This window comes from Mesorhizobium sp. 2RAF45 (assembly GCF_052115225.1).
Lineage (GTDB): Bacteria > Pseudomonadota > Alphaproteobacteria > Rhizobiales > Rhizobiaceae > Mesorhizobium > Mesorhizobium jarvisii.
The window spans coordinates 673,384-689,861 of record NZ_JBFRGG010000003.1 but is presented as its reverse complement, the minus strand read 5'-3'; the positions used below and the strand labels follow the sequence as shown (position 1 = coordinate 689,861).

16 protein-coding genes are annotated in these 16,478 nt (G+C 65.1%); 14 read left to right on the top strand and 2 right to left on the bottom strand.

Features of this window, described 5'->3' with window-relative positions; genetic code table 11:
* Window positions 1–23: 23 nt before the first annotated feature.
* Together hrpB and AB4Z43_RS12685 are read right to left on the bottom strand one after the other, a co-directional pair.
* A complete protein-coding gene (gene hrpB / locus AB4Z43_RS12690; RefSeq protein ID WP_441937706.1) occupies window positions 24–2,486 on the bottom strand; it encodes an ATP-dependent helicase HrpB in 2,463 nt (820 codons plus the stop codon).
* A 49-nt stretch (window positions 2,487–2,535) separates the two neighbouring features.
* Window positions 2,536–3,426 (bottom strand): DMT family transporter, encoded by an 891-nt coding sequence (locus AB4Z43_RS12685; protein ID WP_441937704.1) that lies wholly within the window; start codon window positions 3,424–3,426, stop codon window positions 2,536–2,538.
* A 27-nt stretch (window positions 3,427–3,453) separates the two neighbouring features.
* Between AB4Z43_RS12685 and AB4Z43_RS12680 the strand changes: the two genes are divergently transcribed.
* The 14 genes from AB4Z43_RS12680 to dhaK all read left to right on the top strand — a co-directional run bounded on the left by AB4Z43_RS12680 (window position 3,454) and on the right by dhaK (window position 16,215).
* A complete protein-coding gene (locus AB4Z43_RS12680; protein ID WP_441937702.1) occupies window positions 3,454–4,152 on the top strand; it encodes a PIG-L deacetylase family protein in 699 nt (232 codons plus the stop codon).
* 232 nt (window positions 4,153–4,384) lie between these two features.
* Entirely contained in the window at window positions 4,385–5,716 is a 1,332-nt protein-coding gene (locus AB4Z43_RS12675; protein WP_038651785.1) for an ABC transporter substrate-binding protein, read from the top strand.
* Between the two features lie 110 nt (window positions 5,717–5,826).
* Complete coding sequence (locus tag AB4Z43_RS12670) at window positions 5,827–6,774, top strand: carbohydrate ABC transporter permease (protein ID WP_441937773.1); 948 nt, start codon at window positions 5,827–5,829, stop codon at window positions 6,772–6,774.
* Window positions 6,771–7,721 carry a carbohydrate ABC transporter permease gene (locus tag AB4Z43_RS12665; RefSeq protein WP_019862873.1) on the top strand — a complete coding sequence of 317 codons (951 nt, stop codon included), beginning with the start codon at window positions 6,771–6,773 and terminating at the stop codon, window positions 7,719–7,721. Before AB4Z43_RS12670 ends, AB4Z43_RS12665 begins: the two co-directional genes overlap by 4 nt.
* The gene (locus tag AB4Z43_RS12660) at window positions 7,718–7,924 is read left to right on the top strand and encodes a hypothetical protein (protein WP_441937699.1); all 207 of its coding nucleotides are present in this window, start codon (window positions 7,718–7,720) and stop codon (window positions 7,922–7,924) included. The genes AB4Z43_RS12665 and AB4Z43_RS12660 overlap by 4 nt, the downstream gene beginning before the upstream one ends.
* A 2-nt stretch (window positions 7,925–7,926) precedes the next feature.
* Complete coding sequence (locus AB4Z43_RS12655; protein WP_202360983.1) at window positions 7,927–9,039, top strand: ABC transporter ATP-binding protein; 1,113 nt, start codon at window positions 7,927–7,929, stop codon at window positions 9,037–9,039.
* The gene (locus AB4Z43_RS12650) at window positions 9,032–10,045 is read left to right on the top strand and encodes an ABC transporter ATP-binding protein (protein WP_441937697.1); all 1,014 of its coding nucleotides are present in this window, start codon (window positions 9,032–9,034) and stop codon (window positions 10,043–10,045) included. The genes AB4Z43_RS12655 and AB4Z43_RS12650 overlap by 8 nt, the downstream gene beginning before the upstream one ends.
* Window positions 10,046–10,115: 70 nt before the next feature.
* Entirely contained in the window at window positions 10,116–11,759 is a 1,644-nt protein-coding gene (locus AB4Z43_RS12645) for a dihydroxyacetone kinase subunit DhaK (RefSeq protein WP_202360985.1), read from the top strand.
* A gap of 72 nt (window positions 11,760–11,831) precedes the next feature.
* Window positions 11,832–12,434 carry a dihydroxyacetone kinase subunit DhaL gene (gene dhaL, locus AB4Z43_RS12640; protein WP_441937695.1) on the top strand — a complete coding sequence of 201 codons (603 nt, stop codon included), beginning with the start codon at window positions 11,832–11,834 and terminating at the stop codon, window positions 12,432–12,434.
* The gene (dhaM, locus tag AB4Z43_RS12635) at window positions 12,431–12,820 is read left to right on the top strand and encodes a dihydroxyacetone kinase phosphoryl donor subunit DhaM (RefSeq protein WP_019862866.1); all 390 of its coding nucleotides are present in this window, start codon (window positions 12,431–12,433) and stop codon (window positions 12,818–12,820) included. The genes dhaL and dhaM overlap by 4 nt, the downstream gene beginning before the upstream one ends.
* 20 nt (window positions 12,821–12,840) lie before the next feature.
* Complete coding sequence (locus tag AB4Z43_RS12630; RefSeq protein ID WP_019862865.1) at window positions 12,841–13,143, top strand: HPr family phosphocarrier protein; 303 nt, start codon at window positions 12,841–12,843, stop codon at window positions 13,141–13,143.
* A gap of 41 nt (window positions 13,144–13,184) precedes the next feature.
* On the top strand, window positions 13,185–14,759 hold the full coding sequence (ptsP, locus tag AB4Z43_RS12625) for a phosphoenolpyruvate--protein phosphotransferase (RefSeq protein ID WP_441937692.1): 1,575 nt from the start codon (window positions 13,185–13,187) through the stop codon (window positions 14,757–14,759).
* Window positions 14,760–14,770: 11 nt separating this feature from the next.
* A complete protein-coding gene (locus AB4Z43_RS12620) occupies window positions 14,771–15,196 on the top strand; it encodes a hypothetical protein (RefSeq protein ID WP_202360988.1) in 426 nt (141 codons plus the stop codon).
* Window positions 15,197–15,228: 32 nt separating this feature from the next.
* Window positions 15,229–16,215, top strand: a complete 987-nt coding sequence (gene dhaK, locus AB4Z43_RS12615) for a dihydroxyacetone kinase subunit DhaK (protein ID WP_202360989.1) — start codon at window positions 15,229–15,231, stop codon at window positions 16,213–16,215.
* Window positions 16,216–16,478: the final 263 nt, after the last annotated feature.

Here is a 16,478-nt window from a genome sequence, read left to right as displayed (position 1 = left end):
TTACAGCCGCTTGAGGGCAAGCGCTAGGTGCCGCGCGGTTTCGCGCGGGCGGTAGCCGCCGCCAGCAGCGGATTCTCCGGCCAGACATGTTTGGGATAGCGCCCGCGCATGTCGGCGCGCACGTCGGCCCAGGAGCCACGCCAGAAGCCGGGCAGGTCGCGCGTCGTCTGGATTGGCCGGTGCGCCGGCGACAAGAGTTCGAGCGTCAGCGGCACGGTGCCGTTGGCAATCGAGGGGTGGCGGTCGAGGCCGAACAGTTCCTGCACGCGCACCGCAAGCACAGGCCATTCGCCGTCATAGCGGATCGGCACATGGCTGCCGGACGGGGCGTCGAAATGCGTCGGCGCCAGCGCATCGACCTTGCGCTGCAGCTCGTGCGGCACGAGCGAGGCGAGGCCAGCCGAGACGACACCGGGATCGATGGCGGCCAGGGAAGCCGCCCCAGACAGGAAGGGCAGCAGCCAGTCGTCGAGGCGCTCGATCAGCGCTTCGTCCGACATATCGGGCCAGGGGGACCCAAGGCCACGATGCAGCCAGGACAGCCGCTGGCGCAGCGTCTCGGCCTCCTTGCTCCAGCTCAGCAGTGACAGGCCGTGCTCGCGCAACGCATCTGTTATGGCGCGGTCGGCATCGGCGCCTGAAGGAGCCGGCAGCATGCGTTCGGCGAGCATGATGGCGCCAAGACGCACGGTTTCGCGCACGCGCACGGCGCGACGCTCGCGATCGAAACTGGTTTGCCGGCGTGTTTCGATCCGGTCGGCCAGCGTGGCGCGGATATCGTCCTCGCTTATTGCCGCGGCGGCCGCGATGCGGGCATTCTGCGCCTTGCCCTGCAGGTCGGCGACAACCAGAAACGGCTCGCCGGCCAGCGGGTCGGCGGCATCGAGTATGGCGCCGGAGCCATTGGCCAGCACGAAGCGGCCGCGCTCGCCACGCGCCTTGGCGACGCGGTCCGGCCAGGCGTTGACGAGAAGAGAGCCCGCGGGTGCGGCTTCGCTGTTTTTCGTCCCACCCACCTGCCTGGCCAGCCTCTCCGCGAGTTGCCGCGCGGCGGTGGCGCGGGGCGATCTTTCCCCGCGAAAGCGCATCAGCCGCCGCTCCAGATCGGCGCCGTCGCCACCAAGGCCGCGTTCGGTGAGCAGCACCGCCAGCATGGCCGCCTCGCCCGCATGGCCGCTCCGCGCAGCTTCGGCGACCATATGTGCAAGCCGCACCGGCAGAGCGAGCTTGCGCATCGAAGCGCCCGCTTCCGTCAGGCGCCCCGCCTCGTCGATGGCATGGAGCGCGCGCAGCAGCACCCTTGCCTCGTTGAGCGCCGGCGCCGGCGGCGGATCGAGGAAAGCGAGGCCGGTCGGATCGGCCACACTAAAGGCGGCACAGTCGAGTAGCAGGCCTGAAAGGTCCGCTTCGAGGATTTCCGGCGGCGTGAAGGCGGGCAGTGCCGCGGTCTGTTCGGCGCGCCAGAGCCGGATGGCGACGCCGGCTTGCGTGCGCCCGGCACGGCCGGCACGCTGGTCGGCGGAGGCCTTGCTGACGCGCACCGTCTCCAGCCGCGTCAGGCCGCTTGCCGGCTCATAGCGCGGCAGCCGCGACAGGCCGGAATCGATGACGACGCGCACGCCGTCGATGGTGATGGAGGTCTCGGCAATCGACGTCGCCAGCACCACCTTGCGGCGGCCCGGCGGCGCCGGCTTGATCGCGGCGTCCTGCGCCTTGCCGTCGAGCTGGCCATAGAGTGGCACGATGTCGGTGTCGGCGCCGACCTTGCCGGCCAGCCGTTCGGCGGTGCGCTCGATCTCGCGCTGGCCGGGCAGGAAGGCAAGCACGCTGCCGCTCTCATCGGCAAGGGCGGCGCGGATCGCCTTGGCCATCGCATCCTCGATCGGGACGCCGGCCGGCCGTTCGTCGTAGCCTATGTCGACGGGGAAGGCGCGGCCTTCGCTTTCGATCACTGGCGCGCCCGACAGGAGCTTTGCCACGCGCGCGCCATCCAGTGTGGCCGACATCACCAGCAGCCTGAGATCCGGCCGCAACGCACCTTGCACGTCGAGCGCCAGCGCGAGGCCAAAATCGCCGTCGAGCGAACGCTCGTGGAATTCGTCGAAGATCACCGCCGAGACGCCGGGCAGTTCGGGATCGTCGAGGATCATGCGCGCCAGCACGCCCTCGGTGACGACCAGTATCCTGGTCCTGGCCGAGGTGCGGTTTTCCATGCGCATGGCATAGCCGACGGTCGCGCCCGGCTCCTCGTCAAGCAATTGCGCCATGCGGCGCGCGGCGGCGCGGGCGGCGAGCCGGCGCGGTTCGAGCAGGATGATCTTGCCTGTGCCCATCCACGGCGCATCGAGCAGCGCCAGCGGCACCAGCGTCGTCTTGCCGGCGCCGGGCGGCGCCACCAGCACGGCGCTGTTGCCGGCACCGAGCGCTTCGCTGAGCGCCGGGAGCACGGCGGATACCGGAAGCTCCGGCAGGGATCTTGTCGTCATCGCGTCCGCATATCAGCGGTCACGGTCACCGTGCAACCGGGGCGCCGGCTCAAAGCCGGGTGCGCGCAAACGGGTTCCAGCGCACGGTGCCGAGCCGCACCTCCTCGCGCACCATGGTCAGCAGGCCGGAGCCGCCGACGATCGCGAGGCCGACCAGCGTCAGCCAGTCCGGGTATTCCTGGAAGAACAGCGCGCCAAGGATCACCGCCCAGACGATCTGCGAATAATGCGTCGGCGCGATCCGGTTGGCGGGGGCGTATTTGGCGGCGAGCAGCTGCATGAATTGTCCGCCCGGGGTGAAGGCGCCGGCCATCGCCAGCCAGACGAGCTGTACGGCATTCGGCAAGGCAAATGAGGTGGCGGCGGCGCCAGCCCCGTTGAACAGCAGGCCGTAGCCGACAAGTACACCGAGCATCGAGGTGCGCTTTTCCTGCTGCGCGAGCGAGCGCAGCAGGATGACGCTGGTCGCGGCGAGGAAGGCGTTCACGAAAGCGGCAAGGTGGCCGAGGTTCAATTCACGAAAACCCGGCCGCACCACCAGCATCACCCCGGCAAAGCCGGCGACCACGGCCAGCCATCGCCAGGGGCCGACCTTTTCCTTCAGGATGACGGTGGACAGGATGGTGACCAGCAAAGGCGCCAGGAAGATCAGAGCGTAGACTTCGGCAAGCGGAATGTGCGTGAAGGCATAGACGCTGAGCACGCCCGACGCGATGCCGGCCCAGGCGCGCGCCTGCACCGCCCATGGCCGCTTCATGCGCCAGAAATCGAGCCAGCGCTCGCCCGCCGGGCGGGTGAAGAACAGGAAAAAGCCGGCAAACAAAGTGACGAAGAAGCCGATCTCGAAGACGGTAAACTGTCCTCCCAGGCTCTTGATAACGGCATCGCTGCCCGAATAGCTTGCATAGGCGATCAGGGCGAGCAGGATTCCGTTCGGCACGTTTTTCCATTTCCGGGAGAGAGTAGCTTGAAAATATTGGCGCTCGGTGCGCATCCGGACGACATCGAGATCTTCATGTTCGGTACGCTGGCCGCCTATGCGGCGCAAGGCGCAGAATTGACTTTTGCCGTGGCCACGGATGGGGCCAAGGGCGGCAAGAGTGATCCCGCCGTTCTCGCCCGCGTCCGTCGCGAGGAAGCCACGGCGGCGGCAGCGCTGCTTGGTGCTGCGCCACGCTTTCTCGACTTTCCCGATGGCGAGCTGGTGGCCGATGCCGCGCTCATCGGCGTGCTGAAAACGCTGATCCGCGAGACCGGGCCGGAGCTGGTGATCACGCATGCGCCCAACGACTATCACGCCGACCACCGCGCGCTGTCGGACGGCGTGCGCATAGCGGCTTCCTTCGCGGTTCCTGTGCTGCATGCCGACACGATGGGCGGTACCGGATTTGCGCCGACGCACTATGTCGATATATCGGCCTACCGGGATATCAAGTCACAGGGGATCCGCATGCACCGGTCACAGCGGCCGGAGCAATATGTCGAGAGGGCGCGCATCCAGAATGAATTTCGCGCCGGCCAATGCAACGCTGTCCCCGGTTCCCTGGCCGAGGCTTTTCGCTTCGAGCCTACATTTCCCTTCGCCGACATACGCGCCTTACTGCCGCCCGCGCCGCCGGTTCGGGCGGTGACGCCACAGACGAACCTCATCGGCGAGGCCGGCTGAGCGGCTGCCGGAGAAACATCCGGCGATCATTTCCAAACGATTTCAATCATTCCTTTCGTCATGTTGCGACGCAGCAACGAATTCGCTTGCGTTGTTTAGTAAAAATTGCATCACTAAACAAATTACTAAACATCTGCCGCGCTCCGGCGCCGCCATGTTTAGGCCTCTGAGGAGAGAGGTTGAGGGCTCTTGAAACCGTCATCCGGGCGCGTTTCGTAAATGGGAGGAAGGCATGAAATCGAGCTTGAAACTGGCGTTGGGACTGGCCTCGGCGATTGCAGCGTCGACAGCCGTCTCGAACGCCGCACACGCTGAAGACCTGACGCTCTGCTGGGCCGCCTGGGACCCGGCCAACGCACTTGTCGAATTGTCCAAGGACTTTACCAAGGAAACCGGCATCGGCATGAAATTCGAGTTCGTGCCGTGGACCAACTATGCCGACCGCTTCCTCAACGAACTGAACTCGCACGGCAAACTGTGCGACCTGATCATCGGCGACAGCCAGTGGATCGGCGGCGCGGCCGAGAACGGCCACTACGTCAAGCTGAACGACTTCTTCGACAAGGAGAAGATCAGCATGGACGACTTCGTGCCGGCGACCGTCGTCGGTTACTCGGAATGGCCGAAGAACACGCCGAACTACTGGGCGCTGCCGGCCATGGGCGACGTCGTCGGCTGGACCTATCGCAAGGACTGGTTCTCCAAGCCGGAGCTGCAGAAGGAATTCAAGGAAAAGTATGGCTGGGATCTCGGCCCGCCGGCGACCTTCGACCAGTTGAAGCAGATCGCCGAATTCTTCCAGAAGCGGCAGATCGACGGCAAGACCGTCTATGGCGCCTCGATCTACACCGAGCGTGGCTCGGAAGGCATCACCATGGGCGCCATGGACGTGCTCTACAGCTACGGCTTCCAGTATGAGAACCCGAAGAAGCCCTACGAGATGGAAGGCTTCGTCAATTCAGCCGACTCGGTCAAGGGACTGGAATTCTACAAGGCTCTCTATGATTGCTGCACCCCTCCGGGCGCATCGAACAGCTACATGGGCGAAGGCGTCGATGCCTTCAAATCCGGTCAGGTGGCGATGCACATGAACTTCGCCTTCACTTGGCCCGGCCTGCAGAAGGACGAGAATGTCGGTGGCGACAAGATCGGCTACTTCGTCAATCCCAAGGGTCCTGGCGGCGCCCAGTTCGCGCAGCTCGGCGGCCAGGGCATTTCGGTGGTTTCCTACTCCGACAAGCAGGAATCGGCGCTGAAATACATCAAGTGGTTCGCCAACAAGGACGTGCAGGCCAAGTGGTGGTCGCTCGGCGGCTATTCCTGCCTGAACTCCGTGGTCAAGGACCCGAAGTTCCCGTCCAGCCAGCCCTACGCCCAGGCCTTCCTCGACTCGATGGCGATCGTGAAGGACTTCTGGGCCGAGCCGAGCTACGCACCGCTGTTGCAGGCCTCGCAGAAGCGCTTCCATGACTATGTCGTCGCCGGCCAGGGCTCAGCCAAGGACGCGCTCGACGGCCTGGTCAAGGACTGGACCCAGGTGTTCCAGGACGATGGCAAGATGTAACCGGCTCCTCCCGAGCTAGGCCCAGGCGTCCCGTGCCACCCTTGGCACGGGACGCAGTTCAGATAAATTCCATCACAGAGACGACCCAAGTGACCGAAGCAGGACTGACCATGCTCAATGGGACCGTGGAGAACGTTGCCCGGGCGACCCCGGAACCGTTGGCCCGCAAGGTCCGGGGCATCAGCGACAAGGGCCTCGCCTGGCTGTTCATCTCGCCGACGATCCTGTTGCTGCTCGCCATCAACATCTTCCCGCTGTTCTGGGCGATCTATCTGTCCTTCACCAACTACCGGGCCAACCGGCCGAACGAAGTGGTGAAGAATCTCGGCTTTGCCAACTACCAGCGCATCCTCGGCGACCAGGACATCTGGATCGCCATGCAGACGACGGCGCATTTCGTGTTCTGGACCATCCTGTTGCAAACGCTGATCGGCTTCACGCTGGCCTGGCTGATCGACCGGAAATTCCGCGGCCACGCCTTCTGGACGACGCTGATCCTGGTGCCGATGATGCTGTCGCCGGCGGTGGTCGGCAATTTCTGGCGCTTCCTCTACGAGCCGCAGATCGGCCTGTTCTCCTATGTGATCTCGTTCGTCAGCGGCATTCCACCGACAAGCATCCAGATGCTCTCCAACGTGTCGCTGGCGCCATGGTCGATCATCATCGTCGATACCTGGATGTGGACGCCCTACGTCATGCTGATCTGCCTCGCCGGACTGCGCTCCATCCCCGAATATATCTATGAGGCGGCCGAGGTCGACCGCGCTTCCAACTGGCGGCAATTCTGGTCGATCACGCTGCCGATGGCGCTGCCCTTCATCATGCTGGCGGTGCTGTTTCGCGGCATCGAGAACTTCAAGATGTTCGACATGGTCAATCTCTTGACCGGCGGCGGGCCCGGCTCGACCACCGAGGTCGCCTCGATCACACTGAAGCGGCAGGCTTTCGAGAGCTGGCGCACCGGCTATTCCTCGGCCTTCGCCATCATCCTGTTCGTGGCGGTGTTCGGTCTTGCCAACATCTACGTCAAGGCGCTCAACAAGGTGAAGCAGAGATGAGCCTGACCACTGCCCATTCGGTCGTCGCACCGTCAGCGAATTCGAAGCGCGTCGCCGGCGCGATCATCATCGCCTACGCGCTGATCTCGATCGTGCCGCTCCTGTGGATCTTCGCCACCAGCTTCAAGACGCCGCCGGATTCGATCGCATATCCGCCGAAAATCGTGTTCCAGCCGAGCATCGAGGGCTATTGCAACCTGTTCACGACGCGGACGCGGCAGACGCCGGAATACATCAACTCGCTGGGTCCGGCGACCGGCTTCTGCGACGAGACCGTGCGCAAGCGCAACATGGTGATCGCCGGCCCGTCCAACTTCCTGCCGCGCTTCCTCAACTCGCTGATCATCGCTTTCGGCTCGACGTTCTGCGCCGTCTTTCTCGGCACGCTGTCGGCCTATGGTTTCTCGCGCTTCAAGGTGCCGCTCGCCGACGACCTCCTGTTCTTCATCCTGTCGACGCGCTTCATGCCGCCTATCGCGGTCGCCATTCCGATCTACCTGATGTACCGCGAGCTTGGCCTGTCGGACACCGCGCTCGGCATGATCCTGCTCTACACGGCGGTCAACGTGTCGCTGGCGGTGTGGCTCTTGAAAGGCTTCATTGACGAGATCCCGCGCGAATATGAAGAAGCGGCGATGATCGACGGCTATACGCGGCTGCAGGCATTCTGGCGCACCGTGCTGCCGCAAGCGACCACCGGCATCGCCGCGACCGCGATCTTCTGCCTGATCTTCGCCTGGAACGAATATGCCTTCGCGGCCCTTTTGACCTCGGGCACGGCGCAGACCGCGCCGCCCTTCATCCCGACCATCATCGGCGAAGGCGGCCAGGACTGGCCGGCTGTCGCCGCCGGCACGACAATCTTCCTGGTGCCGATCCTGGTTTTCACCATCTTGCTTCGCAAGCAATTGCTGCGCGGCATCACCTTCGGTGCGGTGCGCAAATGAGCATGACCAATCCCCTCAAACGCAAGTCGCGCTGGCCGATCTGGGCGCGGCGCGGCCTGATGGAAAACATCGCCACAGTGCTGATCGCCATCGGCTTCCTGATGCTGTTCCAGCCTTTCGCGCTGTCGCTCTACACCTATTCCTTCATCACCATGCTCGCCGGCACCGTGATGTTCATCATCGTCTCGAAGTTCCCGGAATAATCATGGCCGAGATCCGTGTTCAGCACCTGAGAAAGGCCTTCGGCGATTTCGTCGCCGTGCAGGATTCCAACTTCGTCGTCGAGGATGGCGAGTTCTTCGTCATGCTCGGCCCGTCGGGCTGCGGCAAGACGACGACACTGCGCATGATCGCCGGGCTCGAACTGCCCACCGGCGGCCAGATCCTGCTCGGCGGCGAGGACGTCACCATGCTGCGGGCGCGAGAGCGCGACATCGCCTTCGTCTTCCAGCTGTTCGCGCTCTATCCGCACATGAATGTGCGCAGGAACATCGGCTTTCCGCTCTTGGCGCAAGGCATGCCGTCGGCCGAAATCCGCGCACGTGTCGAGGAGACGGCAAAGCTCCTGCGCATCGACCATCTGCTCAACAAATCCGTCTCCGGCCTCGCCGGCGGCGACCGCCAGCGCGTGGCACTCGGCCGCGCCATCGTGCGGCGGCCGAAATGCTTCCTGATGGACGAGCCGCTCGGCACGCTGGACACCGAGTTCCGCGACCTCATGGTCCACGAGCTGCGCGAGCTGCACAACCGCATCCACGCCACCACAGTCTATGTCACCCACGACCAGATGGAGGCGATGTCGATGGCCGACAAGATCGCTGTGATGAACCACGGCGTCATCGAACAGTTCGGCACGCCGCGCGAAATCTACGACCGCCCGGCGACCATGTTCGTCGCCGACTTCATCGGCTCGCCGCCGATGAATTTTCTGGGCTTCGGCGGCGGGCTTACCAAGGGCGCCAAGGAGATCGTCGTCCAGGGCGCGAAGGTCGCGGTGCCAGAGGTGCGCGAGGATATCGCGCCGGCCGACATGGCGCTCGGCATCCGCCCGGAACACATTCGTTTCGACGATGCCTCGAAGCTGCGCGGCGCCATCTACGGCACCGAATATCTCGGCACCACGCAGATCGTCGCGGTGGAAACGGCCGACGGCATCATCAAGGCGCGGGTTCCGGCCGAGATCCGGCTCAACGCCGGCGATCATGTCGGCCTGGCGCTGAACAGCGCACGGCTGTCGCTGTTCGACAAGGGATCGGGCCGCGCGGTGAGAACCGCGGTCCACGACACCGCCTCTCAGGGGAGAGCGCAGCATGGCTGACGTGCATATCAAGAATGTGACCAAGAGCTTTGGCGAGCATGTCGCCGTCAACGGTCTCGACCTGCACATAGCAGACGGCGAATTCGTCGTGCTGCTCGGGCCGACCGGGGCCGGCAAGACGACGACGCTGCGACTGATCGCCGGGCTGGAACAGCCGGATGCCGGCATCATCGAAATCGGCGGCCATAATGCGACGACGCTGTCGCCGGCCGAGCGCGACACGGCCTTCGTGTTCCAGCAGTACTCGCTCTATCCGCATCTGTCGGTCTACGACAATCTCGCCTTCCCGCTGCGCTCGCCGGCGAGGAAGATCCCGGAGGACCAGATCCGCCGGCGGATCGAGGAGGTGGCGAAGATGGTGCGCATCCACCACAAGCTCGCCAACCGCTCGGCCAAGCTTTCGGGCGGCGAAATGCAGCGCGTCGCTATCGGCCGCGCTTTGGTGCGCAAGCCCGCCATCTATCTGATGGACGAGCCGCTGTCGTCGCTCGACGCCAAGCTGCGCGCGGATCTGCGGCTGGAGCTGAAGCGCATCCAGTCCGAACTCGGCGCCACCATGCTCTATGTCACGCACGACCAGATCGAGGCGATGACCATGGCCGACCGCATCGGCATCCTCGCCGATGGCGTGCTGGTGCAGATCGGCTCGCCGCGAACCATCTATTCGGAGCCGGCAAACCTGCATGTCGCGGCAAGGCTCGGCCAGCCGGCGATCAATCTTCTGCCAACCGGCCTGCTGCCCGATGGCAGCGCGCCGGTGGGCACCAGGACGATCGGCGCGCGCACCGAACATCTGACGATCGAAAAGGCCAGGAATGGTCATGCCGACGGCGTCGTCGACTGGGTCGAGCATCTCGGCGACCAGAACCACCTGCATGTGACCGTGGGGCCGAAGAAACTGGTGACGCTGACCGACCCCGACACCGATCTGGCGCAAGGCGACAAAGTGGTGATCCGCTACCGCTCGCCGCTCTATTTCGGCGCCGATGGACAAAGATTGATGTGAACGGCTTTCGGTGTTCCCAGCCGGGGCAACGCAGCTTCTGATTGACGATCGCGAATACGGGACGAATTCGATGAAGCACTTTTTCAACCGCAGGGAAACGATCGTCACCGAGGCGCTGGACGGCCTGTTGCGCACCAGCGGCTCGGACGACCTCGCGCGCCTCGACGGCTATCCCGAGATCAAGGTCGTGCTGCGCGCCGACTGGGACAAGTCGAAGGTCAGCGTCGTCTCCGGCGGCGGCGCCGGGCATGAGCCTTCGCATGCCGGCTTTGTCGGCAAGGGCATGCTGACGGCGGCGGTCTCCGGCGAGATATTCGCCTCGCCGAGTGTCGAAGCGGTACTGGCGGCCATCCGCGCGGTCACCGGGCCGGCCGGCTGCCTGCTGATCGTCAAGAACTACACCGGCGACCGGCTCAATTTCGGCCTGGCCGCCGAGAAGGCGCGCGCCGAGGGCTTTCGCGTCGAGATGGTGATCGTTGCCGACGACATCGCTTTGCCTGACATCAACCAGCCGCGTGGCGTCGCCGGCACATTGTTCGTGCACAAGATTTCGGGCCATTTGTCGGAGGCCGGCCATCATCTTGCCGACATCGCGGCAGCGGCGCGGGCGGCAGCAAAGGATATCGTTTCGCTCGGCATGTCGCTGTCGTCCTGCTCGATCCCCGGGCAGCCGCATGAAGACAGGTTTGGCGCGGACGACGGCGAACTTGGCCTGGGCATTCATGGCGAGCCGGGCGTCGAGCGGATTGCCTTGCAAAGCGTCGACAGGCTGGTCGCGATCATGGCGGAGCGCCTCGCGGCAGGGCTCGACCCGAAGGCAAGCCATGCCTTGCTGATCAACAATCTCGGCGCGGTGCCGCCGCTCGAGATGTCGCTGGTTGCCAATGCGGTTCTGGCCTCGCCGCTGGCCAAGACCCTCAAGCTGGCGATCGGCCCCGGCCCGCTGATGACGGCGCTCAACATGAACGGCTTCTCGCTGTCGCTGATCCGGCTCGATGCGGCGCGCGAGGCCGCCCTGCTGGCGCCGGTCGGCCCGCATGCCTGGATGCCGGCCAAGCCAGTCGCGGCGCCAGTCATCGTGCCGATGGCGAAAGCAGCCGGGCAAAGTGCGGTACACAAGGCCAGCCAGGATGCCGGTGCCAGGCGCCTGATCGTGACCGTCTGCGAAAAACTGATTTCACTTGAAGCGTCATTGAACGGGCTCGACGCCAGGGCGGGCGACGGCGACACCGGCTCGACGGTGGCGACCGGCGCGCGCAGCATTCTCGAGCGGCTCGACATGCTGCCTCTGGCGAACCCGGCGGCGACGCTCGGCGCGATTGGCGACATATTGAGCGCGTCGATGGGCGGCTCGAGCGGCGTGCTGCTGTCGATCTTCTTCACGGCGGCGGCACAGGCCCTCGGCGGCGGCGGCAGCTTGTCCAAGGCACTGCTTGCCGGCCTCGAGCGGATGACTTTCTACGGCGGCGCCAAACCGGGTGATCGCACCATGGTCGATGCGCTGGAGCCCGCGCTGAAAGCGCTCGACGCCAACGGGCTGGAAGAGGCGGCGGCCGCCGCCCGGCGCGGCGCCGAGGAGACGGCCGTCATGGAGAAGGCGAAGGCTGGACGGTCCGCCTATGTCGGCACCAAATTGCAAGGTGTGGTCGACCCCGGCGCCCATGCGGTGGCCGAGGTGTTTTCGGCCGCCGCCGCGCTGCTCGTCACGGCCTGACGCATGCAGCAGTTGTCGAATGACCGTTCTTTCGTTACTGCCGGCACAGTGGAAACCGGGATTTTGGGCGACATGGCGGCATTGAACCTTGCCAGGCTGATCGCGGTGGCCGCCGAGACGATTGCCGCTCACGCCGAGGAATTGACGGCGCTCGACCAGGCGATCGGCGACGGCGACCATGGGCTGAACATGAAGCGCGGCTTCGAGGCCGTGCGGGCCGAGGCTGATGCGTTCGCTGCCAAACCCTTGCCCGACGCGCTGAAGGCGATCGGCACCAAGCTGGTGATGACGGTGGGCGGCGCTTCGGGTCCCTTGTTCGGTACGCTGTTCATGGCGCTGGGCAAGGAGATTGCGGCGGATCCCGATCGCAACAATCTGGCCGCCGCCTTCGGCAAGGCGGTCGACGCGGTGGCCGCGCGCGGCAAGTCGCAGATCGGACAAAAAACCATGCTCGATGTGCTACAGCCGGTGCATGATGCCTTGGCCGGGGGAAAGACGGCGGCGGAAATCGCCGACATCGCCGACGCCGCCGCCGAAGCGACGGTGCCGATGAAGGCGCTGCGCGGCCGCGCCTCGTTCCTCGGCGAGCGCTCGATCGGCCATATGGATGCCGGCGCGCGCTCGACCGCGCTGTTGGTGCGCTCGGTGGGGCATGCGATCGGGGAAAGCGCATGAGCAATGTCGGGATCGTGATCGTGTCGCATTCGCCGCTGGTCGCGGAGGGCACGGCCGACATGGTACGCCAGATGGTGGGCGAAGAAGTGCCGCTTGCATGGTGCGGCGGAAACGGCCATGGCGGGCTTGGCACCAACGTCGAGGCGATCATGGGCGCCATCGACAAGGCCTGGTCGGAAGCCGGTGTCGCCATCCTCGTCGATCTCGGCGGCGCCGAGACCAACTCGGAAATGGCGGTGGAGATGATCGGCGAGCCGCGTGCGCAGAAGATCATCGTGTGCAACGCGCCGATCGTGGAGGGCGCGGTGATGGCCGCGACCGAATCCTCCGGCGGCGCCTCGCTGAAGGAAGTGGTGGCGACGGCGCATGAATTGTCGCCGTCGTGAATGAACGGGATTTCTGAAAAATGTCCGCAGCCGCCGAAGCGACCGTCCTGATCACCCACGATGTGGGGCTGCACGCGCGTCCGTCGGTGAAGTTCACCAAACTGGCCAAGACGTTTGCCGCCGACGTGGAAATCGCGCTTGCCGCCAACGGGCCGTGGTTCGATGCCAAGAGCATCGTCAAGGTGATGGCCGCCAAGGCGCCGAAGGGCACGGTGCTGCACATCAGGGCCAGCGGCAGCGGCGCCGATGATGCGGTGCGCGCGCTGATCGACCTAGTGCAGCGCGATTTCGACGAGGACGCCGGTCATGTCCGCTCGGCGTGAGGCTGGGGCGCTTCTTCGCCAGCCCGCAGGGAATGCGGGCCATGCGGATTGAGGGCGTTCCGGCCTCGGCCGGCTATGCCGAGGGGCCGCTGTTCGACCTGGACCGGCCGCCCGCCGTCTACGCAGGCAAAGCCACCGCTACGGAAGAGAAGACGTCGCTGGAAGCCGCGATCGGCACGGCAGTGAGCCGGCTTGCCGCCATGGCGGAGGCCGCCGACAGCGACGCCGCCGGCATACTCGAATTCCACATTGCCATGCTGGAAGACGACGCCTTGAGCGGCCCGGCCTTCGCATCGATCGCTTCCGGACAGACCGCCGACGTGGCATGGCGAGAGGCGCTTGATGCCGAGATCGGCGGTTACGAGGCCTCCGACCAGGACTATTTCCGTGCCCGCGCCACGGATTTGCGCGATATCAGGGACCAGGTGCTGCGGGCCCTGACCGAGGACGGCGACAGCACAGCGCCTACCGGTGCCATCCTCTGCGGCGAGGACATCGCGCCGACGCGCTTTCTCGAAACCGACTGGAGCCATGGCGGCGGCATCGCGCTGAAGGCGGGCAGCACGGCCAGCCATGTCGCCATGCTGGCGCGCTCGCGTGGCGTGCCGATGGTCGTGGGGCTGCGCGAAACACTTGCCAGTCTCGCCGGCACGGCACTGCTCGACGCCGAGCATGGCAGCATCGTGCTGGCGCCCTCGCCGGCTGAGATCGGCGCGTTCCGGCAGTCGTCCGCTTCCTTCGTCGCCCGCCAGGGCGTGGTCCGGCGTTTTCTGGCGCGGCCGGCTGTGACCAAGACCGGCACAGCGGTGCGCGTGCAGGTCAACATCGCCGATCCGTCCGATGTCGACGGCATCGACATCGCGACCTGCGACGGTGTCGGGCTGATGCGAACAGAGTTCCTGTTCGGCAAGAATTTGCCGGATGAGGAGACGCAATACCGCGCCTATCGCAAGGTGCTGGAATGGGCAGGCGAAAAACCGGTGACGATCCGCACCGTCGACGCCGGCGGCGACAAGCCGGTGCCGGGCTTCACCGTCGAGGAAGGCAATCCGTTCCTTGGCTTGCGCGGCATCAGGCTGTCGCTGGCACGGCTCGACATTTTTCGCGTACAGATCAGGGCATTGCTGCGCGCCGCGCCGCACGGCAATCTCAGGGTGATGTTTCCGATGATCGCCATGGCCGATGAATATGAACGCGCAGCCGCTCTGTTCGGCGAAGAGCAGGCAGTCCTTGCCGCGCGTGGCGTCACCCAAAAGATGCCGCCGCTGGGCATCATGGTCGAGGTGCCGTCGGTGGCCATCGCGCCGGAGGCGTTCGCCGGCGTCGCCTTCTTCTCGATCGGCTCCAACGATTTGACGCAATATGTGATGGCTGCCGCGCGGGATAACGCTGCTGTGGCCCATCTCAATTCGGTCCGTCATCCCGCTGTGCTGCGGTTGATCGGCTCAGTCACGGCCTTCGGACGGGAAAACGGCATTCCCGTCAGCCTGTGCGGCGATGCCGGCGGCGATCCGGCCGCGATCCCGTCGCTGCTCGAAGCCGGTCTGCGCGATCTTTCCGTCGCGCCGGCGCAACTCGCCATGGCCAAGTCGGCCATCGCGGATGTATCGGTCTAGGCGCGGCCGGCATGGTTGACATCAAACCCGAACCCGGTTCCGAAGAGGCGATCCGCGCCTACAAGACGATCCTGTCGCAGGTCATAGACCAGCGCCCGTCCGGCACGCGCCAGCGCCTTGCCGACGCGCTCGGCAAGCACCGCAGCTTCGTGACGCAGATTTCAAGCCCGGCCTATACAGTGCCCATTCCATCCAAGCATTTGCCGGCTATTTTCTCCGTCTGCCATTTCAGTCCGGCCGAGCGGGATCAGTTTCTCGCCGCCTACCATCAGGCGCATCCGGGAAAAATGTCGATCGCCGCGGGCATGCGCAAGACGCGGCATGTGTCGCTTGTCGTGCCGGATTTCGGCGACGACAAGCAGAATGCGGCGCTCGACCGGGCGATCAACGAATTCATCCAGAAGATTACCAGCATCGCCGGCAAGGGTGGCAGCTAACCGTTTCTTGCCGGGCTGTTTGGGAGGACGCCATGAAGAAATTTATGAACGCGGTGGACACGGTTTTGACCGAGAGCCTCGACGGTTTCGTGGCCGCCCACACCGATATCCTCGTGCTTGGCGAGGAGCACAAGTTCGTCCGCCGCAGGACGTTGCGGCCGGGCAAGGTGGCGCTGATCTCCGGCGGCGGCTCGGGCCACGAGCCGCTGCATGGCGGCTTTGTCGGCCATGGCATGCTGGACGCCGCCTGCCCCGGCCAGGTGTTCACCTCGCCGACGCCGGACCAGATGCTGGCAGCGGCGCAGGCCGTCGACAGCGGCGCCGGCTGCCTGTTCATCGTCAAGAACTACGAGGGCGACGTGATGAATTTCGACATGGCGGCTGAAATGTCTGATGGCGTCCTGCAGGTGGTGACCAATGACGATGTCGCCGTCGAGAATTCGTCCTACACGACCGGCAGGCGCGGCGTCGCCGGCACGCTGGTGGTGGAAAAGATCGTCGGCGCGGCTGCCGAGCATGGCCTGGCACTGCCGGTGCTGAAGACGCTGGGCGAGCGCGTCAATGCCGCGACCCGCTCGATGGGCGTGGCGCTGACCAGCGGCACCGTGCCGGCGGCGGGCAAGCCGACCTTCGACATCGGCGACGGCGAGATGGAATTCGGCGTCGGCATCCATGGCGAGCCCGGCCGCCGGCGCGACACCTTGAAGAGCGCCGACGCGATCGCCGAGGAGATCTGTACCGCGATCCTGGGCGATCTCGGCGACAAAGCGAAAGGACCGGCGCTGCTGTTCGTCAACGGCTTCGGCGGCACGCCGCTGATGGAGCTCTATTTGATGTACAACAGCGCGCGCAAAATTTTCGAGAAGCGCGGCGTGACGATAATCCGTTCGCTGGTCGGCAGCTACGTCACCTCGCTCGACATGGCCGGCTGCTCGATCACGCTCACCATGCTCGATGACGAGATGACCGGCTGGTGGGACGCGCCTGTCCACACGGCGGCGCTGCGTTGGGGCATGTAGAAATTCGAATGCGCGGCGATTCTCCCGGGAAAGAGCCATAGCGCTTCCGTTGGGAATGGCGATCTATACGCCATCACCTGCCCTCAGCGTGAATCACCCCAGAAATAGTCGTCACCACGAAGCCTGCGTCGACTCGCCGGACCGTTGCTTTTCTTCCCCTAAGTAAGGTAAGGACTCCCCGGGGTTTTGGGGAGATAGCGTATGCGTTACAACTGGGAGCGGGCTCCGACGACTTTCGAACGTCATCGGAAAGCGCTGGCGGC